This is a genomic window from Paraburkholderia sp., from assembly GCF_035948235.1.
Lineage (GTDB): Bacteria > Pseudomonadota > Gammaproteobacteria > Burkholderiales > Burkholderiaceae > Paraburkholderia.
This window is the reverse complement of record NZ_DASZJJ010000009.1, coordinates 1-23,744: the sequence shown is the minus strand read 5'-3', so window position 1 is coordinate 23,744 and position 23,744 is coordinate 1. Positions and strand designations below refer to the sequence as shown.

Below are 23,744 nucleotides of genomic sequence, written 5' to 3'. Positions count from 1 at the left end.
TCCGGCAGCACATTCAGGCAGCACTCCCAGGCAGAACATTTTGTACGAGATGGAAAGAGCCTCACCGTCGGCCGCGCTTCCTGCTGTGTTTTCAGCCGAGCCGGCGCGCGCGCGCGTCGTGCTCTGGCTGCTCGCGCTGTTGCCGCTATTTGGCCAGACCTTTCACTACATCAGTGCGCTCGCGCCGTTGTGGGCGTTGTCAAAGGCCTTTCCGATTCTTTCCCTGCCGGCGGCGCTGCGCCTTGCGGGCCAGCCGCGCTTTCCGGTCACCCGGCAGATTCTCATCAGCTTCGCGTGGCTCGTGCTGTTTCCGAGCTTCGCGGCGATGTTTTATTTCCACGAAGGCTTTTTCACCAGTATTACCGCCCAGGTGAAACTCCTGCCTTTACTGTATTTTTTTTCTTTCCTTGCCTTACTGCTCACGCTCGAACCGACGTTGCACGAACTGGAGCGCAGCTTCATTGTCGCGGGCATGATCGTGATTGCCGCGCTGATCGTGATGTGGGCCATCGTACCGGCGGGCTGGTACAGGGACGACTATGTGGTCGGCCAGGCGCCGTTCTTCACGACCGACAGTCGCGGCCACCGTATCCGCATGTCGATGTACTTTCCCATCATCCTGCTGTTCTTCTGTTATCGCCGTGCCGTCTTTGAGCGTCACGCGGGCTATCTGTGCGGCGCGATCGTCGCGTTCGCCGTCACGCTGCTGATCGTCAAGACGCGCGCGATGATCATCGGCATCATGGGCGTGCTGGTCATCAATACGGTCCTGTGGGCGCGTCCGCTTGTGCGTGTTGTGCTGCTGCTATGCGCGCCGTTCGCACTGATGGGTATCTTCTCGGCGGGCTATCTGGCGACCACCTTCAGTACGAGTGCGGACAGCGGCTTCGACACGCGCCGTATTTCGATTGAGATCGCCACGCGTTTTCTGGGCAGCGAACCGATGCGCTGGCTGTTCGGCGTGGGCACGATCAGCCCGACCAGCCATAACAGCCTGATCGCCTGGTTTCACCATTTCTTTTTTCTCGCCGATATTACCTGGCTGGGCATCGTGTTCGAGTACGGTCTGGTTGGCGCGACGATCCTGTTGTGTTTCCAGTTGCGCGGAATGTTCATCTACCGGCGCCTGCGCGCGAAAGTGGACGACGACTTCCTCGGCGCGCTATTTGATTACCTCATCTATATCCTGCTCATTTCGTTCTTCTACCCACCCACGCTGACGCCAGGCGAGACGGCAGTCATCCTGGCGATCTTCGCCTACGTCTGGCGCACGGGCAGACTGGACGAACACGCCGATTCACGGAGCGACGATGCCGCACACGCGACGTCCTAGAACATATATCGCGCCGCTCGCGGCGGCGTTGCTGATTTCGGGCACGGCCTCGTGCACCGAGGCGACGTCCAGCACGTCCACGCCGGTGGCCATCAGCGTCGACGCCGCGGCCAATCGCCGTCCGATCAGCCCGCTGATTTACGGCATCAATTTCGGCACGACGGCGACATTGCGCGATCTGCGCGTGCCGATCAACCGCTCGGGCGGCAATAGCGCTTCGGCCTATAACTGGCGGCTCGACGCGCGCAACGCGGGCAAGGACTGGTATTTCGAAAGCATCGCTGTCAATCCGGCCGATATCAACGACCAGTTCGGCGATCGTTTCGTCACGCTGACGCGAGCCGCAGGCGCGACGCCCATCCTGACCATTCCGATGCTGGGCCGCGTGGCGAAGCTGGGGCCGCAGCGCCAAACGCTCGCGAGCTTTTCGATCGCCAAATACGGTACGCAGCCTAATTTCGATGTCGACGGTATGCGCGACGCGGGAAATGGCGTGGCCATGGGCGGCGCGTTGATCACGGGCAATGATCCGAACGACGCGACTGTACCCGACGATCCGCAGAACGAGCAGGCCCGTGTCGCCGCGCTGGTCGCGCAGTTCGGCGCCGCGAACGCGGGCGGCGTGCGTTATTACGCTATGGATAACGAACCAAGTCTGTGGCAACTGATCCATCGCGACGTGCATCCCGAGGGCGCGCATGCGCGTGAAATCGCCGACAAGGTGATTGCGTATTCCCGCGCCGTCAAGACGGCGGACCCGCAGGCGAAGGTCGTCGCGCCGGAAGAGTGGGGCTGGGGCGGCTATTTCCATAGTGGCTTCGACCAGCAGAACGCCGTCGCGCATGGTTACGATCACGCGCCCGACCGCGAAAACCAGACCCAGGGCATGGACTATGTGCCGTGGCTGCTGTCGCAGTGGAAGGCGGCAGGCCGTCCCGTCGACGTGTTCAGCCTGCACTTCTACCCGCAAGGCGGCGAATATGCGGAAAGCGGCGCGGCCGACACACCCGACATCGCACTCAAGCGCAACCGCTCCACGCGCGATCTGTGGGACCCGCACTATACGGACCCCACGTGGATCAACAGTGTCGTGGCGTTGATTCCGTTGATGCGCCATTGGGTTGATACGTACTACTATCCGGGCACGCCCATCGCGCTGACCGAATATAACTGGGGCGGCGAAACGCTGATGAACGGCGCGACGGCGCAGGCGGACCTGCTCGGCATCTTCGGGCGCGAAGGACTCGATATCGCCACGCGCTGGGGTACGATCGATCCGTCGATGCCCGTGTACAAGGCAATCAAGCTCTATCGCAACTACGACGGCAAGGGCGGGGCGTTCGGCACCACCAGCGTGGCAGCAAGCGCGCCCGATCCGGATACGGTGGCCGCATTCGCCGCCCTGCGCGAGAACGATCACGCGCTCACGCTCGTGGTCATCAACAAGCAACTGGATCACTCCGCCGAGACGGCTATTTCGATCGCGAACTTCGCGGCCAAAGGCGTGGCGCAGAACTGGCAGCTTGCGAACAACCAGCTCGCGCGCGCGCAGGACGTGCATTACACGAACGGCACGCTGCGGGCGACGTTGCCGCCGCAAAGCGTGACGCTATTCGTGCTGCGCGGCAGCGCGTCCTGATCTTCTACTTCGATACTTGCTACCGGAACCGCCGCACGTGAGCGACCCTTACACCGCGCCCGCATCGAGCGGCGCTTCTATCGTCCGCGGCTCACTGATCAGCCTGGGCGTGCGTCTGCTCGATCTGCCGAGTCGCTACGGATTCCATCTGCTGGTCGCGGTCGCGCTGGGCGTGGTTCAGACCGGCAACTTCTATATCGTGTTCAGCACGATGGCGGCGCTTGCGGGCTTCGGGCGGCTGGGCATCGATCAGGCGCTCACGCGGCAGATCGCCATCGACGTGGCGTCGGGCCGCTCGATGGCCGTGCGTGCGACGATCCGGCGCGCGCTGGCGCTGGTCCTGCTCGCGTCCGTGACGGTGTCGGTGTTGCTGGCCGCAAGTGCCGCCATGCTCGCGCAGCATGTGCTGAACAAGCCTGAACTGGCGTGGCCCCTGGTGCTGGGCGCGCTGGCATTTGTGCCGCAAAACGTCTGCGCGGCGTTCGCGGGTGCGCTGGCGGGCCTGCAGCGCGTGGGCTTGAGCCAGATGATCTATTCGTGGTTGTGGCCCGCCATCTTTTGTATCGCGGCGATTCCGCTGGAAGTCACGGGCGGCCTGACCGTTGTGTACGCACTGATATTGATTGCCGCGAGTTATGTGGTGACCGCTCTAGTGGGCGCGATCCTGCTCAAGCGCGCGCTCGACGCCATGCCCGCGCACGCGGCATCGGCCACCGTGACATCAGTGACTTCAGCGCCGCGCCTGCTCAAACCTGGTTTGTCGCTGTTCGGACTGGAGTTCACCAAGCTGCTGATTACCTCGGCGCCTGCGATTGTGCTGGGGATCGTCGCGACCTCGCGCGAGACAGGGTTGTTCGCGCTGGCGTGGCGGCTTGCGCTGGTCGTCAACCTGCTGATCAGCGGTGTGACCGGTATGGCCGCGCCGCGTTTCGCGAGCCTCTACGCGCGTCACGATCTGCCGGGCTTGCAGCGCAGCGCGGCTCAGGCGGTTGGCATTGTCCTGTGTCTTTCGCTGCCGTTGACGGCCTGCATGCTGCTGTTTCCCGAGCGCCTGCTCGCATTGTTCGGCACGGGCTATGGCGCGGGCGCTGCAACGCTGCGCATACTCGCGCTCGGTCAATTCGCCGCCGCCTGTTTCACTGCGATGCCTGAATTGCTCGGCATGACGGCGCATACCTCGGTGCTGTACCGCATCAACTTTTATTCGGTCGCCGCGTTGCTGATCGGACTGGCCGTGCTTGCACCGCTGTGCGGTAGCGTGGGCGCGGCGGCGGCTGCGTCGCTCGCGGTGGTGGTCAATGGCGTGATCGCGGCGTGGGCCGCGCATCGGCTGCTGGGCGTGGCGCCGCTTGCGGCGTTGTGGAGCGGGCTGACCGCGCGTGTTTCGCGTAGCGCCCGCAGTTGATCAGGATTCCGAAGTCGTTGCGGCTTTGCCGCGTGCTTCGGCCTGCAGCGCGGCTTGCCACGGCGTCCAGGTAAGACCGAAGACCTGTTCGGCACGCCGGGCGTCAAGCCGGATGTCCTGTTGCCAGAGGCGTGCGAGCGAAGGCGGCACCGGCGGCGGAAGCCCGCGCGCGCCAATTTTGCGGCCCGCGATTTCGGCGATTTTCAGCGCGGGCGCCAGCACTTTGGTTTCGAGCTTGAGCCGCCGCGCGCCAATGCGCCCAACCGGCGTTGCGCCGAGTGCGCGTGCATAGGCGACAAAATACTCGTTCCAGCGTGGCGCATTGCTCATGGCGAGATTGTAGGCGCGGCCTGCCGCCGACGGCGTGCGCAGCGCGGCAAGCACAACGCGCACCACATCGTCGATATGCACGAGATTGCTACAGCCGTCGCCTGCCGCGCCAAGATCGCCCAGACGGCGTGCGCGCAACAACTGTGCGATTCGAACCGACCATTGCGGACTGCCGCCGCCGTAAATGCAACCGGGGCGCAGCACCGTGACCGAGGGGCACGATGCAAGTACCTGCTCGGCTTCCATCTTCGCAATGCCGTAGGCGCTTTCACCCTGCAGCGCGGCCTGTTCGTCGGTGTGGCCGACGGCCCCGCCATAAACGGCCATCGAACTGAAATAGACGACCGGTAGCGCCGCGTTGCGTGAATCGAGCGCCGCACGCAGCGCCCGCGCATTGGCGACGATGGTCTCGGGAGCACCCGCGACGCAGTTCACGAGTCCATCGACATCGGCTAGCGCTGCGCCTAGCGAAGCGGCGCTGGCGGCATCAACCGCGCGCACGCTCGCAGCGGCACGGCGGCCGGCGGCGACGGGTTCTGCCCAGTCGGTGGCGGCGAGCGCCTGGACGACGCGGCGGCCAACATAGCCGCTGGCGCCGAGTACGAGGATGCGGGTTTTCATCACGCGGATTCAGGCAGAGGGGTTGCGGTGGAAAGGGGCGGCGCGGTGAAGCGGGCGCCCGAATGTGCGCCCGATTGCGCGCGCAGATGCGCGGCAAGACGCAGCGCGAGCGCGACGATGCTCAAGGTTGGATTCGCCTGGCCGGAAGTGGGGAACACGGCGGCGCTGGCGATATAGACGTTATCGACTTCGTGCAGACGACAATTCGCATCGACCACGCTCGTACGCGCATCGGCGCCCATGCGCGCGGTGCCGATGTGATGGCCGCCATAGGCGCCATAGCGCGTCATTTCGGCTTCGACTTCATTGGGATCGTAGATAAAGCGCCCCACGCCGCTGCGCTCGATCTCCTGTGTGAGCGCTTCCAGCGCGCGGCTCACGGTGGCCACATCCTGCTGCGTATAGCGCCAGTCAATATGGATGCGACGCTGGCCGAGTGCATCGGTGTCGTTGCCGAGCGTCACGCGGCTCGCCGGATTCGGCTCCTGCTCCGCATGAAAATCGAGGCTGAAACGCAGATTCGCGGGCCGCACAATCACCGAAGGGAATTTACGCTCGGCCAGGGTGCGTTTGCGCAGCCAGTGCCAGAGGAACTTCGCCGTGTCGGGCGCACCGGTAATCACATTCTTTAAATGCGCAAGCGTCGAGCCTGCATAGCCCTCGGGCGTGCCGTCATAAAGGCGCTTTGCGTATTCGTAGGGCACGATGAAGCGCGCGAGATAAAGCGCGGACAAGATGCCGTTGCCGTGACCAGCATCGGGAATACGCGGATGATGTAGTCGCGCGATGAAATTGCCTGCGCCCAGCGCGCTCTGCGCCTCTTCACGCAGCGCGATACGGCGGCGGCAATAGATGCCTTCTTGCGATACGTCATAGCCATGCCAGACCGAAGCGGCGGCCCCGAGATCGAGCGTGCCGATGGTGCCGGCGAGATGGCTCATGTAATAGCGGCCGACAACGTCGTGCGAGTTGCCCAGACCTCGCCCGCTTGGGCCGGGACTGTTGAGCAGCAGGCGCGGGACTTCAAGGCCGCCGGTCGCGAGCACGTAGGCTTGGGCAGCCACGCTGAAAGTCGCGCCGCCCAGCACCCGCACTTCGGCGTTGCCCACGCGCCGCGCGGCGCCGTCCTGCATCGGCAGCGTGCAGAGATTCGCGTGCTGGAACACGCGCACGCGGCCATTCGCAAGACGCGCACGATAGCGGCCGCCGAAATCGGTCGGGCAGCTAAAGCGTTCGAGCGTATCGGTCGTGAAGCGCTCGTGCGCGAGGCCCGCAATCATGGGCTGCAGCGGTTGCGTGAAAGCGCGCTGCGCGGTGTACGTGAAGTCGCCGGCTTCGCACAGCGCATTGGCTTGCGCATAGAACGGCAGAAGGTCGTCTAGCGTGATCGGCCAGCCGCTATGGGCGATATGCCCGCGCGCCTTGAAGTCGAGCGCATCGAGCGGCATGCAGCGGCCGCCCCACAAGGTGGTCGAGCCGCCGAAGCGGCGCACGCGGTAATTGTCGGCGGGGGGATGCAGGTGCGCGTCGGCGACGGTGCCCGCGTAGAGCTGCTGCGTTGCGGGCTCGGCGGCGTCGCCACCACTTTCCAGCACGATCACGTCGAGTCCGCTGTCTTCGAGCGCAAGGGCAAGCGTGATGCCGGCCGCGCCGGCACCCACGATACACAGGTCCGCATGCAGCAGCGTACCGGCGGGAATCTCACGGGCGTCGAGAATCATAATAAGGGAATAACGGGCAGTGGCTGATGCGCGCGTTGAAAGAAAATCGGCGCATTATCTTGCGCGCAAACGTTAGCGAGTTCGTAAACCAGGTTTATTTGCTCGCGAACGGAAGATATTACCGGATCTATCCGCTGCCGCTTTCGCGTTTCAAACCCTATCAATCGTTTGATCGTTGCCGACACCCTGAAAAGCTCCGTCTCCCGCGACCCGCGGCCGCTGCGATGGTAGCCGATTTGCCCTGCAAATACGATGGTTTTCGCGCTCTGGCGCACTGTTTCGGGGTGCATCGTTGCAACAGTTTGATTTCATCCGATGAATTGAAATATGACGCGTCACATGCACTCATCATTTCTTTTCGAGTTTGTCGCTGAAAAAACACGGCGACCTCACCCGCATTTTGAGATGCGCTGGTACTATTCTCTTGCAGAGTTTTTGCAAATAAAACCATACGCGTCTTGGCATTGCCAGGAGACCAAACAACATCACGTCGGACGAATCACGCGCCAGCTCAAAGCGGGTTATGTGAGCCGTTTTGCGCTCGCATGCGTGGAACGCATCCGGTCGGGAAGTCGGGGTTACAAAAACAATGAGCACTGCGCTCTATCAGACGGCGGCGCCAAAGGCAGCTGCCCGGGCGGATTCCCTGCCCAGTATTGCGTTGTTCGGACTCGATATTGCCGCTGTGCCATTCGATACCGCGCTCGACGTGCTTTGCGAAGCCGCGCTCAAACGCGACGGCCGCGCGCGCGTGGCGGTGACGCCCAACGTCGATCACCTCGTGCGGCTCGACCGCCAGCCCGACCTCAAAACGCTTTATCGCACGGCGGATTTTCTGTTCGCCGACGGCATGCCCGTCGTGTGGGCGAGCCGCCTGTTCGGCATGCCTTTGCCGGGCCGCGTGACGGGTGCCGATCTGTTGCCCGGGCTGTGCGAACGTGCGCGCGTGAACGGCTGGAAGGTTATCGTCGTGGGCGGCCAGCCCGGCCACGAGCAGGCGCTGATCGACGGCATCGCCGCACATTATCCCGGGCTCGACATGGAAGTGATCGCGCCGTCCATGAACTTCGATCCGACCGGCGCCGAAGGCGACGCGATCGCGCAGCGCGTGCGCGCGGCTGCGCCCGATATCGTGTTCGTGTGCGTCGGTATGCCGAAGCAGGAGCGCTGGGCCTTGCGTCACGCTGGCTCGATGCCGGGCGGCCTGATGTTGTGCGCGGGCGCGGCAATCGAATTCGCCGCCGGCCTGCAAAAGCGCGCGCCGGTCTGGATGCAGCGTTCGGGCGTTGAATGGTGCTGGCGCATCATGCAGGACCCGGCGCGCTTGTGGCGTCGTTATCTGGTCGACGATCGCCGCTTCATCCGCATCTGCTGGCGTCAATGGCGCCTGGGTCGCATGTAAGCGCCTGGAGCAATCGGTAAGGTCAAGTAATAAAAAACGCCGGTGCCTGAAAAGGCACCGGCGTTTTGCATTTAAGGCTTGAATTGCAGCGTGTATCGATGCCTCAGATTGCGTTGCGCCCGGAGATGATTTCGGGAATCGTGCGCATCAGAATCTGCAGATCGAGCCACAGCGACCAGTGCGTGATGTAGTAGCGGTCGTATTCGACGCGACGCTGCATCTTGTCCGGCGTATCGGTAATGCCGCGCAGGCCGTTGATCTGCGCCCAGCCGGTGATGCCCGGCTTCACGCTATGGCGCAGCATATAGCCTGGAATCAGGCGTCGATACAGTTCGTTGTGCTCGGCCGCATGCGGGCGCGGGCCGACCAGACTCATCGAACCGCCCAGCACATTGAGAAACTGAGGCAGTTCGTCGAGCGAGCTGCGGCGCAGAAACCTGCCGATCGACGTGATGCGATCGTCGCCGGCCACTGCCTGCCGCACGGTGCCCTTGTTGGCGGCTTCTTCCTCGCGCGTGAAGACGCGCATGGAGCGGAACTTGTGCACGACGATCGGCTCGCCGCGCTCGCCGTAGCGCAACTGGCGGAACAGGATCGGGCCCGGCGAATCGAGGCGGATCAGGATCGCGATGGTGATCATGATCGGCGAGAGCAGTAGCAGCATCACCGCTGCGCCGATGAGGTCGACGGTGCGTTTGAGCACGCGCGAGAGGCCCAGAATCGGCATGTCGTGCAGGGCGAGCAGCGGCACGCCGGCGAGATCGGTGCTGTAGGTCGCGAGGTCTTCCACGAAGCGCGATTCGGGCACGAAGTAGATGGCCGCGGTCGAATCGTAAAGATGCTGCACGATCTCGCTGGTCATGTTCTCGCCGTCGAGCTGGCCGGTGGCGATGAACACGACTTCGAAGTCATTGGCCTGGATGCGTGGCGTGGCGTCGGCAAAGCGGCCGAGATACGGCGGCAGCGTTTCGCCGGCGCGCGGCACCACGGGCGTGTCGTTGTAATAGCCGATCACGCGCACGCCAAGAATCGGCGATCGGCACAGGCGCAGATTGAGCTTGCGCGCTTCGCTGCCCATGCCGAAGAACACGGCGTCGCGCTGGTTGCCGGGCGCATTGTTGATGCTGTGCGCAGCGCCCCGCAGCAAGGCCAGGCCGACGAGTTGCAAGGGCAGCGCAATCACGGTCCATTTGGCGAGCAGTGCGAGGCCGTTCTCGCCGCCCATGCGCGCGACGAGCGTGAGCAACGCCACGGCGATAAAAAGACGCGTCCAGCGCAGCGCGCCGCGCCCTAGCATCCACCACAGATCGCGTGCGCTGGACAGCAGATGAAAGCGTGCGAACAGGACGAACGCGGCGACGCCGAGCAGGCCCGCAAGCGCGCGTAGATAGAACAGCTCGCCGCCCGAAACGTGCGGCAGCAGCGCGAGATAAGCGCCCGCATTGAGGGTCGCACTGAGGCCGCCGGCCAGCGCCATGAAAAGGCGGTGATGGTGGCTAGACTGGGTGGACATGGCGGCTTCGGCTGGTTCGTGCAGCTAACGACTCGACAGCGTTCATCAGGCCCGGCAACGCAAATGCGGCCGGGGCTCGGGTGGTGCATGGGGAGTCTGTCTGCGCGAAGCAGTCGCTGGTGGGCAGGGCGTTTCGCCGGCAAGACGAAGCCCGCGCCTGAACGACTTGCGCTCGATTGCATGCAGTGAACGGGCGCACTCTTTGCGATGGCGCGCCTTGTGTCCTTGCATGCGGGCGGATGGCCTTTCCCCGATGGCCGATGGCGCATGCTGTTCGATCCGGCGTCCCAAGTGGTCTAGATTCGGGCCGTTATTCCGGAGCAGCAAGCTGCCATCCAATATTCGCGCCCATCTTACCAGCGACTTATGTATTTTGCGTAGGTCAAATGAGGGCTTCGATAAAAAGACCAGTATGTGTGGTCAATTCGTCACTGCATGCCGTTTTCGGTGCATGGAAATCGATATGCGCACGTGTCGTTTTTTTGAAAACGCTAGAGCTGTTATGGCTGAAGCAATTAGCTTCTGGAGCATGCGCAAACGTTTTTATTCGACTGAAAATGCTTTATTCCGACGAATCTATTTCGCGCTGGTTTCAGGCGCGTCCGATGCATGTTGCCGAAGGGGCTCAAGGTACAATGCAACCCGCCGTTATTTGCGGTGTCAATCATCTCATCCTCTGCCGGAGCCGCAATTGAAGCGCATCGCACTGAGCATCTGCATGGCCGCCTTGGCTTGCGCGTCGACTGCGAATGCGGCGGCGCTCGGCACGTCCGCCGGTTGTTCGGGCAGTCTCGCGTTTCCCAATTGCATCGACGAATCCGGAAATAATTACACCGAGCAACATTTCGGCAATACCGCGCCGATCAACGAGAAGCCGCCAAAAACGGGCGGCGCGTCCGACCGGATTCCAACCACGGCGGGCAGCACGTCATTCGTCAGCGGCATGGCGCCGGACGGCGTCAGATGGAACGAGAGCGTGACCGACTACGGCAATGGCTCACGCACGATCTGGGGAATGGACGGTAATGGACTGGTTTATACCCACTATTGCACCGCGATGGGTTGTAATTAATTTGCGCTTCGATCAGGGTAGCGAGCGAATTGCCGCCATGAGGTCGTCGGTATGCACCATGAGATCGCGTACCTGGCCTAGCATCGGATACTGATGCAGTACTGAGTGCCAATGCGGCGATTCAAGCAGGGCCTGCCAGATTGGCGCAAGCGCATGCGGGTTGGCGGGCCGATGCTCGGCCAGCGCATTCGCGAAGCCGACGCTCGGATGAGCCGATAAAAGCTGCATGCGGCTGGCGGCGCCCAGCAGGCGCGGCGGCATTTCGGCGGGCGCATCGCAGCAATACAGCACCGCGTCGCGCAAGGCGGCGTCGTCTGTCGATAGCGCGTGCAGCGACGCGCCGTTGAGCTTGACGTGACCCTGCTGGGTTTCGAATCCGTAGACCCGATCCACATCGGCGTGCGCGAGCAGGCGCAGCCCGCGCAGCAAGCGGGGGAGATCGGTCGTGGCCGCGTCGACCGACGCCTTGGCCTCCAGCAGCAAACGGATGTTCCAGACTTCGTCGCCATCCTTGCCGCTGTTGCCTTGCACGCGTTCGAGCAGCACGGCATCCCACTCGGTCTTGGCGCGCTCGTGGCTGCCGGGAATCGCGGAGGGCACGCGCATCGATGTCACCACGCGGTAGGGCGGCCCCGCCGGGTCTGCATCGTTGAGCCGCTGGGCGAGCGCCTCGAGCGCCTGCATGGCGAGCATTTCGACCGCCGCGCCGCGCTGTTGCGAGCGCGTGCCTTGCGCGATCGCCTGCGCGCTGCCGGGCCGCGGGCCGTTGCGTTCGAGCAGGGCGCGGTACTGGCGCACGCGCTCGTCGGCGGCAAGCGCGTCGAGGCGCAACAGATGTACGAGCGCATTCTGGGACGCGATTTTCGCGATGTCACGCGCGAGCGCCGGTGAAGCGATGATTTCCGGGCTTTCACGCAGCCTGTCCAGTTGTTGCACCAGATCCGGCCATGACGCCGATGACGCGGCGGCCTGAAGGCGCGCGAGCGCATCGCGTTGCGCGCCTGGCGGCTGACGCTCCAGCTTCGCGGGATGGGCAATCGCGTTGACCGCCGCGTGGATCGCACGCCGATCCTGATCGGCGCTGGCGGCGAGTTCGGCGTATTCGCGCACCTGCGCCTCGCGGTGACGCAGCACCGTGGCCTGCAGCATGGCGTCGCCGCCTTCGTCGCGCATCGCGTGGCGAATCATCTGGGCAAGCGCGTCGACGAACAGGCGCTCGAGCGCCGCGTCCGGTACGTGGGCGCTGGCGACGGCCTTGCGGGCGGCCTCGATCGCGACGGCGAGTTTCGTGGCCGGCGCCTGCGCATCGGTCAGCGACGCGGGCGTGGCCAGCGGCGGCAGGCGATAGCGCCGGTCGACGCGGCGCAGCGTTTGTGCGAGTAGGGCGGGCGGCGGCGGCAGCGACATGCGGGAGCGGGCGTGAAATCCGGCGTTCCGTGACGTCGGCAGGAGCCGCCGGCAACGCAACGATGGTATAAGAATTGCAAGATTCAAACGGCTGAATCTGCGCACGCTTTCTAGGTTACCGCAGATGCGGCCATCGAACCCCGGAGCCATTGCATCGATGCTGAACACCGCGGATCTGCTCGACCTGCTGAACACCTGCGGCGACCCGGTCGAGGTGCGCACGCATCGCGCCGTCGTGAGCGTCGACGCATTTCTGGCGCTGGAATCGGGTCTTGTCGGCGCGATCTGCAAGAACCTGCTGATCCGCGATAAACAGGGGTTGTATCTGGTCGTTGTCCCCGCAACCAAAAGCATCGATCTGAAGGCGCTGGCGAGCCATCTGGGCAGTTCCCGCCTGTCGTTCGCGGATGCGGCGCATCTGGAGGCGAAGCTCGGCACATGGTCGGGCGCGCTCAGTCCGCTTGCGCTGGCCAACGATGCCGACGAGCAGATTGCGCTCGTGATCGACGAAGCGTTGCAGGCCGAAGCGCGCCTGCTGTTTCATCCGCTCGACAATGCGGTGACCGTGTCGCTCACGAAACTCACGCTGGAGAACTTCTGCCAGCGCATCGGCCATGCGATCCGCTGGGTCGCCGTGCCGGAGCGCCGAAGCTGACGCGCTCCGTGCGCTTCTCAGTCGCTTATGAGTGCGCCTGCGCGGCGCGATCTTCCAGGTAACCCTGGCGCGTCGCCGCGAAGCCCGCGAAGCCGATCAGCACGCCGGTCACCGCCATCAGCCAGAAGGGCAGAAGCCAGCCGCCGCTGATCGCATACAGCTTGCCGGTGATCCACGGTCCCGCAGCTGCGATCAGATAGCCGCTCGCCTGCATGACGCCGCTGAGCGCCGTGGTGCCGCTTTCGGTGCGGCTGCGCAGATTGATGAGCGTGAGGCCGATGGTGATCGCCATCGCGCCGAGTCCCGCTGGAATCACCCACAGCAGCGCCAGTTGCGGACAATACGCCAGCCCCAGCGTGCCGATAACCGTGCAGGCCGCCGCGACGATCACGATGCGCTCGGGCCGCCGCGTCGTAGCGAGCAGATTCGGCACGACGAGGTTGTGCGCAAGGCCGACGAGGCTATAGAGCGCGAGCATCGCGCCCGCGTGGGCGGGCGCCACATGGGCGGTTTGCACGAGGATCGTCGGCAGCCAGGCGAGCAGGGCGTACATCACCCATGCGCCGCCGGCGAACACGGCAACCAGCGCCCACGTCTGCGGCCAGCGCAGCGCGAGCCGTGTGAGGCCGCTATCGCGTGCGGTTTGCACGGCGGTTTGCGGCCGATGCAGCAGCAGCCACGGCAGCGCTGCGGCCACCGCCAGCAGCGACCACGCGCCCACCGAAACACGCCAGCCGAACAGATGCGCGACTGGCACCGCGAGCAGCGAAGGCGCCGCCGCGCCGATCGCCGACATGATGCAGTAGGCCGCCGTCATCGCGCCGACGCGCTGCGGCAGATAGCGCTTGATCGTCGCGGGCAGCAGGACGTTGGCCATACCCATGCCGGCGAGCGCCATCAGCGAAAACACGCCCAGGCTCCAGACCGAACCGGAGAGCCAGGCGCGGCCCATATCGCCGGCGCAAACCAGCAGCATCGCCAGCGCAATGCCGCGCTCCAGGCCGAGCCGCCGGTTGATCGCCGGCGCGCAGCAGCCGAACAGCGCAAACGCCAGCGCCGGCAGCGAGCCCAGCACGCCCTGCGCTTGCGGCGAGACCAGATAGCTCCTGCTGATGAGATCGTAGATCGGCGAGAGCGCGGCCACGGCAGCGCGCAGGTTGGCGGCGACGAGCAGGATGCCGACGATCGCGAGCAGGCGGCGTGCGTTGTGCGCGGTGGGGGCGGCCGGTTGGGCCTTGAGAGGGAGGGGGCGGGTGTTCATCGCAGGTCTTGCTTGGCTGCGACGTGGCGCCGCAGCTTCCGTACTGAAGCCCGCAGTGTATTGAATTAACCAGGTAGTTACCGATAGGGGTTTACGTGGGTGCTCTCTATAGCCTCGAATCGACGCAATAAAGCATTGCGAAAGCAGTAATAAAGTACACAATTTCGAGTCATATTGAGGGCCTTTCCGGCGCTAAAAAATTGGCAAATGTGAACTACTTGGTGACAAATGGAATTAACGCGGGCTCGCTTCGATAACGGCCGAAGGCGTGCCTGCTAAGCTGCTGGCTTCCCCTCGACCGGTTCGTTCCCGTGCGCCCATTCAATGCCCTGTTCATGCTCGTCGGTGTGCTGCTGGCTTCGGCCGGTTATGGGGCGACGTTCCTCTTTTCGATGCATGTACGCATGCTGGGCGGCACGGATTGGCAGACCGGCGTAGCGCTGGCCGGCGCGGCGCTGGGCACGCTGATCGGCGTGCCGCTCACCGGCTGGGCCGCAAGGCATGTGGGCGCGGCGCGCATGGCGGCGCTCGCGGCGCTGGCGGTCGGCGCGGGCGTTGCGAGTTTCGCGGCCGTGGGACACGCGGGCGACGTCGAGGCGCTGCCGGGTTTGCTTGTCGGCTTTGGCTGGGGCGCCTTCTGCCTTGCCGCGCCGATGGCGCTCGCCGAGCGCACGAGCGACGCCGACCGCGGCATCTGGTTCCTGCGATTCGCGACGGTGCAGATGACGGGGATCGGCGGCAGTCCGGCGCTGGCCGCGCTCGCGATGCGCTGGTGGCGCGTGCCGCTCGATGGCGTGCTTTATGGCATTGGCGCGCTGTGCGTGATCGCGGCGGTCCTGTTCGAAGCGTTCGGCCGGCTCGCCCATGTGCAGCCGCAGCGCGATAGCTGGCTGCGCAGCATCGGCGCGGTGGCCCGCACGCGCACGATCTATCCGGTCGTCATCATCGCGCTGGGCGGTTGCGTGTTCTCGGGGCTGATGACGTTCCAGATGTCGCTTGTGCATGGCACGCACGCGCAGGCGAGTACGTTTTTCAGCGTCTACACCGTGACGGTCGTGGCCACGCGCTGGCTGCTCTCGCGTCTCGTCATCCGGCTGCGTTCCACGACTGCGACCAAGGTGTTGCTGGCGATGATGGTGCTGGGCAGTGCGGCGATGTTCGCGGTGCCCTGGCATGCGGGTTTTCAGGCGGCTTCGGCGGTGTTGCTCGGCACGGGGTATGGGCTGGCGTACCCAATCGTCCAGTTGCAGGCCGTCAACGATTCGATTGCCGAGCACCGGCGTGCGGCGCTGACGTGGTTTGTCGCCGCGTATTTCGTGGGCGCGTTTGGTTTTCCCGCGCTAGGCGGCTGGGTGCTGGTGCACGGCGGCAAGAGCGCGTTGATCGGGCTGATTGCCGCGTGCGGATTGCTGGCGCTCGCGCTGTCGGTTTTGCGCGACCGGCGTTTGGGTATGGCGGCGGCGTGATGCGTCACGCCGCCGCCCGTTTCAGCGCTTATGCCGTGACGCTCGCGTGGGATACACGGACTGCTTCGACCTGATCGAGGCCGATTGCCGCGACGAGCGCCGCCACCAGGTCGTCCGCTTCTTCGGCAGTACGCACCGCGCCAAACACGTAGTAGTCCGGCCGCACGATCACGATCTTTGCATCGTGCTGCGCAAAGAACTGCTGATACTTGCCGCTGACGTCGTAGAGCACGCGGTTCGGCACCACCTTCGACGCATCGTGCGTCACGCCAATCGTGTACGCGCCAAGCTGGTCAAGCGCGGCGCACGCCGAATCGCTTAGGTATGCTTGTGGATCGACGTCTAGCCCGATCACCTGAAAACCTGTTGGCACGGCTTCGTCGTAGCGCATGGTCCGGCCGTGACTCTGCACCTGGCCGTGCACGCTCAATTGCCCGGCTATGCCGCCTGCGGCGCTATTCTGCGCGTGTACGATCAGGCCGTCGGTCAATCCGGGGAAGGGCGGCAGCGGCGGCACGTCTCCCGCCAGATACGCGGCGTCGCGCTCTGCGGCCTTGAGCGGGTCGGACGTGCAGACGACCTGACCCATCGCGATCGATGCGTCGATCACGGCGCGCACCTGCGGGCGGCGTTCCGGCGTGTAGCCATCCAGCAGCGCGGGCGGGGCAATATCGCGCAGCACGAGATCGAAGCGCCACGCAAGGTTCCACGCATCGCGCAGCCCCGAGCACATCCCCTGGCCCATGAAAGGCGGCATCTGATGCGCCGCGTCGCCGGCAATCAGCACGCGCCCTTTGCGCCAGTTGTCGGCGATCAGCGAGCGGAAGGTGTAAAGCGCGTAACGCACCAGCGTCGCCTGTTCGGGGCCGACCCACGGCGAGAGCAACGCCCAGACCTTTTCGGGCCGCTGCATCTCTTCGCGCGTCTCATGCGGCAGGCGCATGAATTCCCAGCGCCGATAACCGGGGCCGCCGGGCACCATGGTGGTCGGGCGCTCGGGATTGCACCACTGGCCGATATCGGGCACATCGAGCTTCACGCCCTCGTGCGGCTTCAGGTCGATGACGAGCCAGTCCTCCTGGAAGCCCAGATCCTCGAATACGATGCCGCAGGACTTGCGCACGAAGCTGTTCGCACCGTCCGCGCCAATGACGTATTTCGCCTTGACGGTCTGCGTTTCGCCGCTGCGCGTGACCTTGCCGTCCTGCATCGTCACGCGTTCGAGCTTCAGTTCGCAATGGTCGGCGCGCTCGTGCAGTTCGATCGCTTCCCAGCCTTGATGAACGGCGACGCACGGCAAGGATTTCGCCTTGCTGTCGAGCAGCGCCTCCAGCGAAGGCTGATTGAACAGATAGCCAACCGGGCCGTCGCTGATCGACTCCGATGACCAGTCGATTTCGACCAGCGTTTTCCAGTCGGCGTTGAACCACTGATACGTTGCCGAAGGCTGTGAAATTGATTCGACATCCTGACCAATACCCATAGCATGAAACACGCGACGGATTTCATGATCGTGAAAGACCGCGCGAGGCAGCGGATAAAGCGAGGGCCAACGGTCGTACACCGCGACCTGATAGCCGCGCTGCCCGAGCAGAATGGAAAGCGTCTGCCCAACGGGACCGTAACCGACTACGACGACATCGAGAATATTCTGGGAAGCCATGTTATTCACCTTCCAACGAGCGAGTGATGCCCTGGCCGCCGGCGTGACCGGCAGCCATCCAACCATGTTTGATATTGCGCAGGCCGCTATGCGGTCGCTTCGGTATTGCGGATGAAGTTCTCGGGGACCGCCGGGCCCCAGAGATACAGCGAGTCTTCGGGGTCGTAGTCGCCTGCCGGCCACTGCGTGCCTGCCGAGACGAAATCGATATCGGCGGAATACTCGCAGAACGAGCCCCACGGATCTTCGACGTAGTGGAAGTAATTCGAGCCAAGCACATGGCGGCCCGTGCCCCAGCCCTTCGTATAGCCGGCCGCGGCCATTTGCGAAGCGCCTTCGCCGACCATGTTGACGTTATCGACGTCCCATGCCGCGTGATGCCAGCCGCGCGCCGCGCTCTTTGCGAAGGCCACGAGATGATGATCGCTGCCGTGCGGCGCATGCGTGAACGCGATGATGTCGCGCGACTTGTCCGAGAGGCGCAGTCCGAGCGCAGCGTGATAGAAGTCGAGCGCGCGCAGCACGTCGGGCGTGAACAGCAATACATGCGAGAGCCGGCGCGGCTGCACGATCAGCGCCTGCGAGCGCGTGTGCGAGCCGCGCGTATCGGCGGGGCTGCCGTCGAGATGAAACGGCGTCTTGACCGACGGACTGGTCTTGCGGCCAACCTTCACCTGCACGAGATTGCCGTCTGGATCGTGAAACCAGAAACCTTCGCTGCCGCGATCGTCCAGCATTGCGCAACCGGTGGCGGCAACCTGTGCGCGTAGCGCTTCGAGATCGGCGGCGTAGCAGTTGAAGGCGAGATACGCGAGCGACTTGTGATCGGAGGCCAGCACGCGCGCCCAGCGATGGCCGTCGGTTGCGTAGAGCGCCAGTTCCGGCGAAGGGCCGCTTTCGCGTTCGACCCGCAAGCCGAAGCTGTCGAAGAAGCGCGCGGCCTCGTCGAGCGAAGGCACGTTGAGCGCGAAATGATCGATGGAATGAATGCTCGCGTGGCCGCGATGCGCGTTGCTTTCAGGCATGCCTGTCTCCTGGAGTGGGCCCGCTCGGGCGGCGGGCTGGCTCGTGACCTGGGTGCGCTCTGGCGTTGCCGCTCAGCGCGCGGCTTCGTCCGCAATGACGTTGCGCAGCGTGCCGATCTTCTCGACGCTCACCTCGCACACATCGCCGGCCTTCATCAGCAACTTCGGTTCGCGCGCCCAGCCGATGCCCGAAGGCGTGCCCGACACGATCACGTCGCCGGCTTCGAGCGTGATGGCTTCGCTGATGATGCTGATGAGGCTTTCGACATCGAAGACCATTTCGTCCGTGCTGGCCGATTGCACCACCTGGCCGTTCAGGCGCGTTTCGAGGCGCAGGCCTTTCGCGCCCGGCGGCAATTCGTCGGCGGTCACGAGATCGGGGCCGAACGCGCCAGTGCCGTCGAAGTTCTTGCCGACCGTCCATTGCGGCGTCTTGAACTGGTACTCGCGCACCGATCCATCGTTGAAGAGCGAATAGCCCGCGACGTGCGAGAGGGCGGCGCGGCGGGCGATATGACGTCCGCCTTTGCCGATCACCACAGCGATTTCGCCCTCGTAATCGAGGCCCGCCGAATCCGTCACGCGCGGGCGGATCATCGGCTGATCGTGGGCGATCAGGCTGGTCGCGACGCGGAAGAACAGCGTGGGGTAATCGGGCTGGGCGTAATTGCTCTCGGATGTGTGATCGGAGAAGTTCAGGCCGACGCAGATGATCTTGGGCGGCCGCGAAAGCGGCGGCAGCAGCTTGACGTCGGCGATGGCGACGCGTTCGTCCGTGGCGTGCTGGCGGGCGTACTCGACCAGATCCACGCCGCGCGCGAGCACCGACTCCAGCGTTTCCTCACCGATGATCGTGATGTGATCGGACTCGCGAACACCGAGTGCCGCCTTGCCGTTGCGCTCAAAACTTACCAGTCGCATGTCTGTCTCCGGACGTTGCTGGGGTTCGTTCGGAATCGAACCCCATTGAATTGACGATTGTGTCATTTCGTATACTAGGTGTTTTGACAAAATCGTCAACTAGATTCGATTCAGGACAAACCCTAGAATGGCGGGAGCCGGTCGAGCTTCGATCGGCCTGCAAACCGCCGGGAACTGGACGCCAATGGATGCTTCGGAAGAGAACTATCAGAGCCGTGTGGGCGCCGCCCGCCGGGAGAAAACGCGCAACCGCCTGATCGAGACGGCGCTGGGCGTATTCGCCAAGAAAGGCCCGGACCTGCCGATCATCGACGACTTCATCGCCGCGGCCGGGGTCGCGCGCGGAACGTTCTACAACTACTTCCGCACCACGGGCGAGTTGCTGGTGGCGGTGGCGGGCGAGAGCAGCGACCAGGTGCTGGGCGTGATCGATCCGCTCGTGCTGGCTGAGGCCGACCCGGTGCGGCGTCTGGTGGTGGGCTCGCGGCTGTATATGACGATGGCGGCGCGCTATCCGCTGTGGGGCGCATTCATCACGCGGGTGGGGACGCGGCGCGGGTCGCGCGGCCGGCTGCTCGACGAATATCTGACGCGCGATCTGCAACTGGCGATCGACGCGGGGAAATTCCGCATCGGCCATGTGAGCGTGGCGCGCGATATCTCGCTGGGCGCGATCATGTATGGGATCGAGACTTTGCTTTCGGGCGAGGCGCCCGAGGATTACACCGAAGAAGTGATGTTCACGCTATTGCTGGGTTTTGGCGTGAATGAGGACGAGGCGCACGCGCTGGCTTTCGCGCCGATCGCGGATTGCGGCGAACCGCAAGGCGCGATCTTTGAGAAGGATTCTGGGCGAGGGGCGGCCGTTGATTCGTCGGAAGATGATCAGGATGGCGTAGCGGTGTAAAGGGTCCGAGATTGTCGGACCCTTTAGCGATTCTCAATCGACGCTCGCTTCGCTCAAGGTCGGATAGTCGGTGTAAAACTTTTCCGTGCCTCCGAAAAAGCCCTCGCGGTGCGGCTCGTTCATCGGTGCATTCGTCCTGATTCGTTCAACGAAGTCCGGATTCGCAAGAACCATTGCGCCGTAGGCTTCCAGATCCGCGACGCGCGCGTTTGCGTCGGCGCCCACCTGCTCACGGGGCCGACCGGGCCGGTTCAGAATCAATGTGCCCGTCCAGATTTTGCGGATATCCTTCAGTAGCGCTTCATTGCCCTGATGCGCGATGTGTAGATAGGCCAGACCCAATTTATTCAGTTCGCCAACGAGGTAACGGTAGAGCGTGGGTCCTTCGTCACCCTCGTCGATGCCCCACAACGCCATGCCGGGTGACAAACGAATCGCGGTTCGATCGGCGCCGATTTCACGGGCGATCGCCGTTGCGACCTCGATCGCGAAACGCGCGCGATTTTCGATGGTGCCGCCATATTCGTCCGTGCGCGTATTGGAACTGGGTGCAATAAATTGCTGCACCAGATACGCATTTGCCCCGTGAATCTCTACGCCGTCCGCACCGGCTTCAATCGCACGGCGCGCCGCGAAAGCAAAATCGGCAACTGTCTGCTGGATTTCTTCCACGCTCATCGCACGCGGTACCGGAATATCCTGCATGCCCTGCGCGGTGAACATGCCCGCACCCGGCGCGATCGCAGACGGTGCGACAGCCTGACGATGGTGCGGCGTGTTGTCTGGATGGGACATGCGGCCGGCGTGCATGAGTTGAATGAACAGGTGGCCGCCCTTCGCATGCACGGCGCTGGTGATGGCTTTCCATCCCGTCACGTGTGCATCCGTGTAGATGCCAGGCGTCGCGAGATAACCCTGACCATCAGCCGAAGGCTGCGTGCCCTCCGTGACGATCAGCCCGACGCTTGCGCGCTGCGCGTAGTACTCGACAGCCAGCGCGCCCGGAGTGCCGTCGGGTTGAGCGCGTGAACGGGTCATCGGCGCCATGACCAGACGGTTTTGAAGCGTGTAGCGGCCAACGCTGACGGATTCGAACAAGGTGTTCACGATGGTTCCTCGAATGGAGTGAAGATGCAACCATCATCGTCTGCTTCGTAGGGAAGATAAACCCGGTCTATCGGATATCATTGCTCCATCAATGGAGCAATCTCAATGGACGACTACCTCAATGACATGGCCTTGTTCGTGGAGGTCGTCAAGGCCAAAGGCTTTCGCAACGCGGCACAGGCGGTGGGTATTCCGAACTCGACGTTATCCAGGCGGATTACTGCGCTTGAAAAAACCATCGGGCTGCGGCTATTGCATCGCACGACGCGCAGGATCGAGTTGACCGAGGCTGGACAGCTTTACTTCGAGCGCTGCAAACGCATCGTCGAGGAAGCCAGGCTCGCACACGAGCAGCTAGGCGAGATGCTTGCGCAGCCCACTGGCGTCTTGCGGGTCTCGTTGCCGGTGGATTTCGGCGTGACTTATCTGGCGCCGCTCCTTGTGGAATTCGCCGAGCTTTACCCCGGTATCCGCTTTGATTTCGATCTCACCTCGCGGCGCATCGATCTGGTGAGCGAGCGCTTTGACGTGGCGCTGCGCATTGGTGAGTCGGAGGACTCGCAATTGATTGCGCGACCGTTGGCCTCGCTCACCCCTAATCTGTACGCGTCGCCCGGGTATCTGAAACGCTCGGGTGAGCCGTCGAAGCCTGCCGATCTCACACACCACGAATGCCTGACAATTCTTAAGGCATCCGAATGGACGTTGCGCGCGGGTAAGCGATCGATCACGGTGCCAGTGGGTGGACGCTTTGCACTCAACAGCGTCGGCATGATCCGGCGCCTGGCGACGCTGGACAAGGGCATCATCCTGATGCCCACAGAAGTCGTTGCCGACGATCTGGCGAACGGGGCATTGCGTCCCGTTCTGTCGGGATGGCACGGCGAGCCAGTAGCTATCTATGCGATCACGGAAACCCGCCTCCTACCCGCGAAAGTCCAGCGCTTTATCGAATTTCTGCAAGCGCGCCTGGCGCGGTAGAGCGGGCGCTTGCCTATTGAATCGCAATCGTCTGCGTAAGCGTGGAAACAAAGCGCGCCGTCCGCGCATCGCGCGGGCGGGAGAACAACTCGCTCGACGGTCCGGCCTCAACGATAACGCCATCTTTCAGGAACACTGCATCGTGCGCGATCGACGCTGCAAGGCGCAAATCGTGGGTTGCCATCAGCATCGTCGTGCCCTCCTGCGCCAGTTGCCGTAGCACATCGACCACTTCCGCCGACAATTCCGGGTCCAGTGCCGAAGTCGGCTCGTCGCACAACAGCACTTGAGGCGAGGGTGCAAGTGCGCGCGCGATCGCTACACGTTGTTGCTGGCCGCCGGAGAGGGTCGAAGGCCACGCATCGGCCTTATGCGCAATGCCAACCTTGTCGAGCAACGCGCCCGCGCGTTCGCGGGCGCGCGCACGATCCCACTTGAGCACGGTGACGAGTCCCTCCATCACGTTTTCGATAACGGTGAGATGCGCAAATAGCTGGAAACTCTGAAACACCATGCCCGTGTGGCGGCGCACGGCAGCGATCTGCGCGTGCGTCACACGACGGCCCGGCGCGAAGTCGATGCCTGCGTCGCCGATGCGAAGCGAGCCTTCGTCCGGCATTTCCAGCAGATTCACGCAACGTAGCAGCGTGCTCTTACCGCTGCCGGAAGGGCCGATCAGCGCGGTCACGCTGCCCGCGGCGAGCGTCAGGTCGATGGCGTTCAGCACGCGATGATCGCCGAACGACTTGCCCAGATGTTCGAGCCGGATCATCAGCGCCCCACGGAAAACAGTGCGTGACGGCCAAACCGCGCTTCGAGCCGCCCTTGCGCATGCGAGAGCACGGAACTGAAAGCCAGATAGATCAAAGCGGCCTCGGAATAAAGAATCAGCGGCTCGTAAGTGACTGCGGCGATGCGCTGCGCAGCCTGGAAAATCTCAGGCACTGTGAGCACAGCCGCAAGCGACGTGTCTTTCACCAGCGAAATAAACGAGTTCGACAGCGCGGGCAGCGCAACGCGTGTTGCTTGTGGAAGAATCACGCGGCGCAGCGCCTGCGCGCGCGTCATGTTCATCGAATAAGCCGCTTCCCATTGCCCGCGCGGAATGGATTCGATCACCCCCCGGATCACCTCGGCGTTATACGCCCCGACGTTGAGCGAAAAGCCGATGATCGCCGCCGTCAGTGGATCGAGCACGATGCCAACATTCGGCAGTCCATAGAAGATGACGAACAACTGCACGAGCAACGGCGAGCCGCGAAACAGCCAGATATAGAAACGTACGATCGCCACGGCCCAGCGCGGCCCGAACAGC

At 63.7% G+C, this 23,744-nt stretch carries 20 protein-coding genes; 9 read left to right on the top strand and 11 right to left on the bottom strand.

The features are described from left to right. Positions 1-49 precede the first annotated feature (49 nt). The 3 genes from VG320_RS00510 to VG320_RS00500 are packed head-to-tail and all read left to right on the top strand — an operon-like array spanning position 50 to position 4,377. The gene (locus tag VG320_RS00510) at positions 50-1,333 is read left to right on the top strand and encodes a hypothetical protein (protein ID WP_327198231.1); all 1,284 of its coding nucleotides are present in this window, start codon (positions 50-52) and stop codon (positions 1,331-1,333) included. Continuing rightward, complete coding sequence (locus VG320_RS00505; RefSeq protein ID WP_327198230.1) at positions 1,311-2,972, top strand: glycoside hydrolase family 44 protein; 1,662 nt, start codon at positions 1,311-1,313, stop codon at positions 2,970-2,972. The genes VG320_RS00510 and VG320_RS00505 overlap by 23 nt, the downstream gene beginning before the upstream one ends. Before the next feature lie 37 nt (positions 2,973-3,009). Continuing rightward, positions 3,010-4,377: an oligosaccharide flippase family protein gene (locus tag VG320_RS00500; protein ID WP_327198229.1), complete on the top strand. Its 1,368-nt coding sequence runs from the start codon at positions 3,010-3,012 to the stop codon at positions 4,375-4,377. Here VG320_RS00500 and VG320_RS00495 read toward each other — a convergent pair whose 3' ends face one another. Both VG320_RS00495 and VG320_RS00490 read right to left on the bottom strand, forming a co-directional pair. Beyond that, positions 4,378-5,328: an NAD-dependent epimerase/dehydratase family protein gene (locus VG320_RS00495; RefSeq protein WP_327198228.1), complete on the bottom strand. Its 951-nt coding sequence runs from the start codon at positions 5,326-5,328 to the stop codon at positions 4,378-4,380. After that, positions 5,328-7,049 carry a GMC family oxidoreductase gene (locus VG320_RS00490; RefSeq protein WP_327198227.1) on the bottom strand — a complete coding sequence of 574 codons (1,722 nt, stop codon included), beginning with the start codon at positions 7,047-7,049 and terminating at the stop codon, positions 5,328-5,330. The genes VG320_RS00495 and VG320_RS00490 overlap by 1 nt, the downstream gene beginning before the upstream one ends. A gap of 589 nt (positions 7,050-7,638) precedes the next feature. Between VG320_RS00490 and VG320_RS00485 the strand changes: the two genes are divergently transcribed. Continuing rightward, positions 7,639-8,451: a WecB/TagA/CpsF family glycosyltransferase gene (locus VG320_RS00485; RefSeq protein ID WP_327198226.1), complete on the top strand. Its 813-nt coding sequence runs from the start codon at positions 7,639-7,641 to the stop codon at positions 8,449-8,451. A 103-nt stretch (positions 8,452-8,554) separates the two neighbouring features. Here the strand turns inward: VG320_RS00485 and VG320_RS00480 are convergent, their stop codons facing one another. Continuing rightward, entirely contained in the window at positions 8,555-9,964 is a 1,410-nt protein-coding gene (locus VG320_RS00480) for an undecaprenyl-phosphate glucose phosphotransferase (protein WP_327198225.1), read from the bottom strand. A 691-nt stretch (positions 9,965-10,655) separates the two neighbouring features. Between VG320_RS00480 and VG320_RS00475 the strand changes: the two genes are divergently transcribed. Beyond that, positions 10,656-11,036: a hypothetical protein gene (locus VG320_RS00475; RefSeq protein WP_327198224.1), complete on the top strand. Its 381-nt coding sequence runs from the start codon at positions 10,656-10,658 to the stop codon at positions 11,034-11,036. Positions 11,037-11,048: 12 nt separating this feature from the next. Here the strand turns inward: VG320_RS00475 and VG320_RS00470 are convergent, their stop codons facing one another. Further along, a complete protein-coding gene (locus VG320_RS00470) occupies positions 11,049-12,443 on the bottom strand; it encodes a 3-deoxy-D-arabino-heptulosonate 7-phosphate synthase (protein WP_327198223.1) in 1,395 nt (464 codons plus the stop codon). Between the two features lie 157 nt (positions 12,444-12,600). On the opposite strand from VG320_RS00470, the gene VG320_RS00465 reads away from it, so the two are divergent. Then, positions 12,601-13,098: a YbaK/EbsC family protein gene (locus VG320_RS00465; protein WP_327198222.1), complete on the top strand. Its 498-nt coding sequence runs from the start codon at positions 12,601-12,603 to the stop codon at positions 13,096-13,098. A gap of 25 nt (positions 13,099-13,123) precedes the next feature. Here the strand turns inward: VG320_RS00465 and VG320_RS00460 are convergent, their stop codons facing one another. Next, a complete protein-coding gene (locus VG320_RS00460; protein ID WP_327198221.1) occupies positions 13,124-14,359 on the bottom strand; it encodes a CynX/NimT family MFS transporter in 1,236 nt (411 codons plus the stop codon). A gap of 311 nt (positions 14,360-14,670) precedes the next feature. Between VG320_RS00460 and VG320_RS00455 the strand changes: the two genes are divergently transcribed. After that, positions 14,671-15,825 (top strand): MFS transporter, encoded by a 1,155-nt coding sequence (locus VG320_RS00455; protein ID WP_327198220.1) that lies wholly within the window; start codon positions 14,671-14,673, stop codon positions 15,823-15,825. A gap of 28 nt (positions 15,826-15,853) precedes the next feature. Here the strand turns inward: VG320_RS00455 and VG320_RS00450 are convergent, their stop codons facing one another. The 3 genes from VG320_RS00450 to VG320_RS00440 all read right to left on the bottom strand — a co-directional run bounded on the left by VG320_RS00450 (position 15,854) and on the right by VG320_RS00440 (position 19,434). Continuing rightward, a complete protein-coding gene (locus tag VG320_RS00450; RefSeq protein WP_327198219.1) occupies positions 15,854-17,488 on the bottom strand; it encodes a bifunctional 3-(3-hydroxy-phenyl)propionate/3-hydroxycinnamic acid hydroxylase in 1,635 nt (544 codons plus the stop codon). A gap of 86 nt (positions 17,489-17,574) precedes the next feature. Continuing rightward, positions 17,575-18,513, bottom strand: a complete 939-nt coding sequence (locus tag VG320_RS00445) for a VOC family protein (protein ID WP_327198218.1) — start codon at positions 18,511-18,513, stop codon at positions 17,575-17,577. Positions 18,514-18,585: 72 nt separating this feature from the next. Beyond that, entirely contained in the window at positions 18,586-19,434 is an 849-nt protein-coding gene (locus tag VG320_RS00440; RefSeq protein WP_327198217.1) for a fumarylacetoacetate hydrolase family protein, read from the bottom strand. 184 nt (positions 19,435-19,618) lie between these two features. Between VG320_RS00440 and VG320_RS00435 the strand changes: the two genes are divergently transcribed. Beyond that, on the top strand, positions 19,619-20,341 hold the full coding sequence (locus tag VG320_RS00435) for a TetR/AcrR family transcriptional regulator (protein WP_327198216.1): 723 nt from the start codon (positions 19,619-19,621) through the stop codon (positions 20,339-20,341). A gap of 33 nt (positions 20,342-20,374) precedes the next feature. On the opposite strand, the gene VG320_RS00430 is transcribed toward VG320_RS00435, so the two are convergent. Next, positions 20,375-21,448, bottom strand: a complete 1,074-nt coding sequence (locus VG320_RS00430) for an alkene reductase (RefSeq protein ID WP_327198215.1) — start codon at positions 21,446-21,448, stop codon at positions 20,375-20,377. 105 nt (positions 21,449-21,553) lie between these two features. Here VG320_RS00430 and VG320_RS00425 point away from each other — a divergent pair, with 105 nt between their 5' ends. Continuing rightward, entirely contained in the window at positions 21,554-22,429 is an 876-nt protein-coding gene (locus VG320_RS00425; protein WP_327198214.1) for a LysR family transcriptional regulator, read from the top strand. A gap of 13 nt (positions 22,430-22,442) precedes the next feature. On the opposite strand, the gene VG320_RS00420 is transcribed toward VG320_RS00425, so the two are convergent. Both VG320_RS00420 and VG320_RS00415 read right to left on the bottom strand, forming a co-directional pair. Beyond that, on the bottom strand, positions 22,443-23,201 hold the full coding sequence (locus VG320_RS00420; protein WP_327198213.1) for an amino acid ABC transporter ATP-binding protein: 759 nt from the start codon (positions 23,199-23,201) through the stop codon (positions 22,443-22,445). Then, positions 23,201-23,744: ABC transporter permease subunit (locus tag VG320_RS00415; RefSeq protein ID WP_327198212.1), on the bottom strand; the 544-nt coding region annotated here is incomplete at its 5' end. The genes VG320_RS00415 and VG320_RS00420, both read right to left, overlap by 1 nt.

Excerpts from the sequence above, each read along its gene's own strand:
- VG320_RS00460 (WP_327198221.1), bottom strand. The coding sequence starts at position 14,359 with ATGAACACCCGCCCCCTCCCTCTCAAGGCCCAACCGGCCGCCCCCACC.
- VG320_RS00435 (WP_327198216.1), top strand. The coding sequence starts at position 19,619 with ATGGATGCTTCGGAAGAGAACTATCAGAGCCGTGTGGGCGCCGCCCGC.
- VG320_RS00440 (WP_327198217.1), bottom strand. The coding sequence starts at position 19,434 with ATGCGACTGGTAAGTTTTGAGCGCAACGGCAAGGCGGCACTCGGTGTT.
- VG320_RS00425 (WP_327198214.1), top strand. The coding sequence starts at position 21,554 with ATGGACGACTACCTCAATGACATGGCCTTGTTCGTGGAGGTCGTCAAG.
- VG320_RS00505 (WP_327198230.1), top strand. The coding sequence starts at position 1,311 with ATGCCGCACACGCGACGTCCTAGAACATATATCGCGCCGCTCGCGGCG.
- VG320_RS00480 (WP_327198225.1), bottom strand. The coding sequence starts at position 9,964 with ATGTCCACCCAGTCTAGCCACCATCACCGCCTTTTCATGGCGCTGGCC.
- VG320_RS00510 (WP_327198231.1), top strand. The coding sequence starts at position 50 with ATGGAAAGAGCCTCACCGTCGGCCGCGCTTCCTGCTGTGTTTTCAGCC.
- VG320_RS00470 (WP_327198223.1), bottom strand. The coding sequence starts at position 12,443 with ATGTCGCTGCCGCCGCCGCCCGCCCTACTCGCACAAACGCTGCGCCGC.
- VG320_RS00420 (WP_327198213.1), bottom strand. The coding sequence starts at position 23,201 with ATGATCCGGCTCGAACATCTGGGCAAGTCGTTCGGCGATCATCGCGTG.
- VG320_RS00490 (WP_327198227.1), bottom strand. The coding sequence starts at position 7,049 with ATGATTCTCGACGCCCGTGAGATTCCCGCCGGTACGCTGCTGCATGCG.
- VG320_RS00495 (WP_327198228.1), bottom strand. The coding sequence starts at position 5,328 with ATGAAAACCCGCATCCTCGTACTCGGCGCCAGCGGCTATGTTGGCCGC.
- VG320_RS00485 (WP_327198226.1), top strand. The coding sequence starts at position 7,639 with ATGAGCACTGCGCTCTATCAGACGGCGGCGCCAAAGGCAGCTGCCCGG.
- VG320_RS00450 (WP_327198219.1), bottom strand. The coding sequence starts at position 17,488 with ATGGCTTCCCAGAATATTCTCGATGTCGTCGTAGTCGGTTACGGTCCC.
- VG320_RS00445 (WP_327198218.1), bottom strand. The coding sequence starts at position 18,513 with ATGCCTGAAAGCAACGCGCATCGCGGCCACGCGAGCATTCATTCCATC.
- VG320_RS00465 (WP_327198222.1), top strand. The coding sequence starts at position 12,601 with ATGCTGAACACCGCGGATCTGCTCGACCTGCTGAACACCTGCGGCGAC.